This is a genomic window from Methylobacterium sp. Leaf361, assembly GCF_001424445.1.
Taxonomy (GTDB): Bacteria; Pseudomonadota; Alphaproteobacteria; order Rhizobiales; family Beijerinckiaceae; genus Methylobacterium.
Genome location: NZ_LMPY01000073.1, coordinates 1 through 3,806 on the forward strand (window position 1 = coordinate 1; position 3,806 = coordinate 3,806).

4 protein-coding genes and 1 pseudogene are annotated in these 3,806 nt (G+C 58.0%); all 5 read right to left on the minus strand.

Translation table 11 applies throughout. The features are described from left to right. Positions 1-131: 131 nt before the first annotated feature. A complete protein-coding gene (locus tag ASG32_RS33595; RefSeq protein WP_107352016.1) occupies positions 132-1,553 on the minus strand; it encodes an IS630 family transposase in 1,422 nt (473 codons plus the stop codon). Between the two features lie 178 nt (positions 1,554-1,731). Then, positions 1,732-2,160, minus strand: coding sequence for a nucleic acid-binding protein (locus ASG32_RS34240; protein ID WP_157862104.1), 429 nt, complete (start codon positions 2,158-2,160; stop codon positions 1,732-1,734). Then, the gene (locus tag ASG32_RS34245; RefSeq protein ID WP_157862105.1) at positions 2,157-2,492 is read right to left on the minus strand and encodes a hypothetical protein; all 336 of its coding nucleotides are present in this window, start codon (positions 2,490-2,492) and stop codon (positions 2,157-2,159) included. Before ASG32_RS34245 ends, ASG32_RS34240 begins: the two co-directional genes overlap by 4 nt. Then, the gene (locus tag ASG32_RS33115; protein WP_157862106.1) at positions 2,489-3,244 is read right to left on the minus strand and encodes a TIGR04255 family protein; all 756 of its coding nucleotides are present in this window, start codon (positions 3,242-3,244) and stop codon (positions 2,489-2,491) included. Before ASG32_RS33115 ends, ASG32_RS34245 begins: the two co-directional genes overlap by 4 nt. A gap of 141 nt (positions 3,245-3,385) precedes the next feature. Then, positions 3,386-3,709: pseudogene (locus ASG32_RS29605) on the minus strand (integrase core domain-containing protein); the annotation flags it as partial. Positions 3,710-3,806 lie beyond the last annotated feature (97 nt).

Here is a 3,806-nt window from a genome sequence, read left to right on the forward strand (position 1 = left end):
ATCTCTTCAGCCGTATGCTTCTTCCGTCCCATGATGACATCCTCCACATGGCTCAAAGCCATACCTTAGGGAGGACCACTTTTCAGGGGGCAGGCCAGGGGCGGACTATGGCTCCGGCGGGTGGGTAATGGTCACTGGAACAGAGGGTCTTTGAAGTTGCCCGCCTCTGAAAAGGCAGTGACCGCAGGCTCCTTGCCCCAGATCTTTTGTCCGGCCCGGCGCGGACGGTGCAGAAATCCGGCATTGCGCTCGGCGAGATAGCGATCAATTGCCGCCTTCGCGGCCCCTACGTCAGCGTAGTCGCTGTTATGGATAATGGCCCGCGCCATGCCGCTGAACACCGCTTCGATCACGTTCAAGAACTGCGCGCCGGACGGTAGCGGCGCGGTTTCCACGAGCGGACCGCCTCCCATCGCTGCCAACTCGTTGATTTCTGCAATCTTGGTGTTCAGCTTCTTCGACACGTGCCAAGAGGCGGCATCCCACGACAGAAAGATGCGCCGCCGGTCGCGGTAGCGCACCGCCAGCAGGTCGAGCATCCTGATCATCTCGGCGGTGTTCTTGGCCTCGCTGTAAAAGTGGGTGATCTGGTTGCTCGACAACTCCAGCGCGGCCGTGAGGATCAGACTGCCGCGCGATTGCTGCCACTGTGGCACCGTCGGCACCTCACCCGGCGGCACAAGCTTGCGTCCCGACCGCATCTTGACGGCGAACGGCCCAAACTCGTCGATTGAGAAGAACGCCTCGTCAGGTTGGAGGGCGGCGAGGATGGCTCGGATGTGAGCCAGCTTCTCCACGTACTCCGGGTCGTTCGATGTGAGCACCGTGCGTGCCTTGCACCAACGATAGCCGGCGGCTTTCGTGATCGCGCGCACGACCTGCGGGCAAGCCGGTGTGCCGCGTCGCCCGAGGACGGCGCAGAGATCAGCCATGCGCCACGAAGTGCGGTTGAAACCGTGAGTGCTTGGCGGCTCGTGCAAGGTGCGGAACACGGCCGCTTTCGTTGCTTCATCCTCGGTCTTGCGCGTCGAGCGAACCTGCGGGGCAAAGAGCGCCTTGGCACCTCCCTGCTTGAACCTCTCGCGGTAGCTGCGCAGCGTCTTCTTCGACAGGCTGAGACAGGCGCATACCCATCGCGCAGGAAAGCCGCGCCATAGCCCAAGGATGGCGAGTGCGCGGCGGCGCTGTGCCGGCGTACCTGAACGCGTACGGGTAAGCAGACGGTCGAGATCCGGCACGGTTTGAAGTTCGTGCCGAAGAGCCTGTTGGTCGAGACGACCGTGCGTCAGGCGCCGCATCCAATCCTGCGCGGCAGCTTTATCTGCCTGACGCTTTAGAGCCCGCTCTCGACGGCTCTCGTCACGTTCTTCCCTTTTTGTTGGCCTCGGTGCTTGCAACCTTCGTGGCTGCCATGCCGGCGGCAACGAGTTGGCCAGCATCTTCCGCACGGTTTTCCGGCTGATGCCGGTCTCGCGCACAACCTGCTTGCGGGACTTGCCCTGCTCCAGCACGAGACTGCGGATGTAGAGCCACTGCTGAACGTCGCGGTACATGGATCGCCTCCCGGCTGTCCAAGCCGCTCAGGCGTAGCGCATTCCTTCGATTTGGCTACCTGAGCCAGAGGCCCCGACCTCCATCACCGGAACCCTCTTCCGCGACGCGGTCCAGAACCGCGGGCGGCAGATGGCGAAGGCGGATGGGAAAATTTGCGCGAGGCAATGTCGCCCTTAACTATAGGGCACGCCAATCGATGGCGTTGCAAATCTGAGTTAGATGCTTCAAATTTTTAGTCGCCACAACATGACCAGGGTATTGCCCAGCCTGTGCGGCAAGTATTACATCTCCGTCGAGTGCATCATCGGGAGATAATTGACGGCCTGCATTGCGGAGATTGGCCCACAAGATGGCGGCAGTTCTCATAGCTGCCGTGTTTATCGGCACATATGTAGTCAGGCCTATAAACCGATCTAAGCGCCCGAGCTGGCCCGTGGCATTTTTCCTTAACAGCTCTCGCCGAGCTTCATAGTCGCAGATCTCGGCAACGGCGAGAACCTCACCCGCATTGAGGCGCGTCTTGAGCTTTTCTCGAAGCAACTCAGCATCTGGCCCTCCAGCAGGATGTGCTACCCACCAAAGAAGGTTCGTATCTAAAAAGATCACCGGCCGCCAATTCGGACGCGAGCTAAGTTCAGATCGTTGAATTGTTCCTGAAGATCTTCTGCTTCTCTATTTCCGTCTTCATCAATCCAGCTCTGTAGAAGATCGATGAGTTTTTGATTTCTTACAACAGGCGCACGCAGATGAATGCCCCACTCTTGAGAAGTGTTTAGCCCCGAAGCAACCAAAAGTGCGGTCATCTGCCCAGCCTTTGATGCAGACGGCGACCCCCAGCCGAACCGATAGGTAAGAACATCGGTGAATTCAGCCATGTTGGTGTCGACAGCTCCCATCTTGAGCGCTGAGCTGGTGCTGAACGGCGAGACATAATTCATTCCGCTACGCCTTCTTCAAGAAGCCGTTTTAATTTAACACTTGCTGACTGCTGGAATATCGACCAAATCTCCTCATGAATATTGTTTATTTTACTACCAATACCTTCCCAAGCCGGATCTATATGTTCCTGATAAATGCAATCGATGTCGAATATCAAGGATCCCGGGCTTGAGCTTCGATCATGGGCAATTGTCACCATATGCCGGTTAGCGGCGTCAATCTGAACCTCGGTTCGGGACAAAAATCCGCTCTTAGATTTGCGCAGCGCCGAAGGAACGAAGTCACCTTGCTCAAGCCAAGTGCCTGGAGCTTCATCTTCAGATAAACGTGTAATCCGGTTTATATATCGCATGCCTATTTGTTGAACATGCGACACCCGAAGAATTTGATTAACAAGCTCCCACGCTTTAGATATTTCCGCCTCAAAGTTCCCCCACCCGGAGTACGGTGGAGTGGCGCTTACACTAACTGAACCTTCGCCAAAAATGATAATGAATGGCTTGTCCTCAGCGGTAAGCTTGAATTTGGTCTTGGGCGCACCAGAGCGCTGCGTGTGAGCGCCGTCCGATCCGACTGTTAGTTCGAGCGACTGCTCCGAAATTGGCTCCAAAATTGGAAATTTGTTTTGCGCAGCCTTGTAAAATTCACCCAGCACTCCGGCATGCCAGACAGTGCTCTCTGGCAATGCGAACCGAAGCTCGCATATTGCTTCCGCCAGCTGCGGATGTGCATATGTCGGATGCTCTATCAAGCCTGCTACCCACTCGCGTGAGGGTGAGATGTAGCAGGTTGCTAAGCGCGTGCTAGGTCTGATCCGAACGAATTCACGGTCAAATTCCCCGCGAAGGAGGTGGAGTGCACCCTGTTTGACCGGACAGGCAGCGGGGCGGGTTTAGGCAGTCCGGCTGAGGTACTCTCGGGGCGAGAGCATGCGCAGGCCGGAGTGCGGGTGGATCGTGTTGTAGTCCTCGAACCAAGCCGGCAGAAGCCGCATCACGGTCTCGGCGTCGACCAAGATCGCCAAGCGGGCATAGTCGCGCTTGAGCGTCTTCACGAACGCCTCCGCGATGCCGTTGCTCTGCGGCGAGCGCACCGGGGTGAACAGCAGCCGTAGACCAAGCGCGGCGGCCGTCTGCGCTGTCTCCTTGGCGATGTAAGCGGCGCCGTTGTCGGACAGCCACTCGACCGGGTGCGGGGTCTTCGTCGCGCCGAACCGGGACTGTCAGGAATTTCGTGTGGGGGCGGCCATAGTGGACCCGAAGGAGGTTCCCGATGGCACGACGCAAAGCACCCCGCATCCCTGACGCGATCCT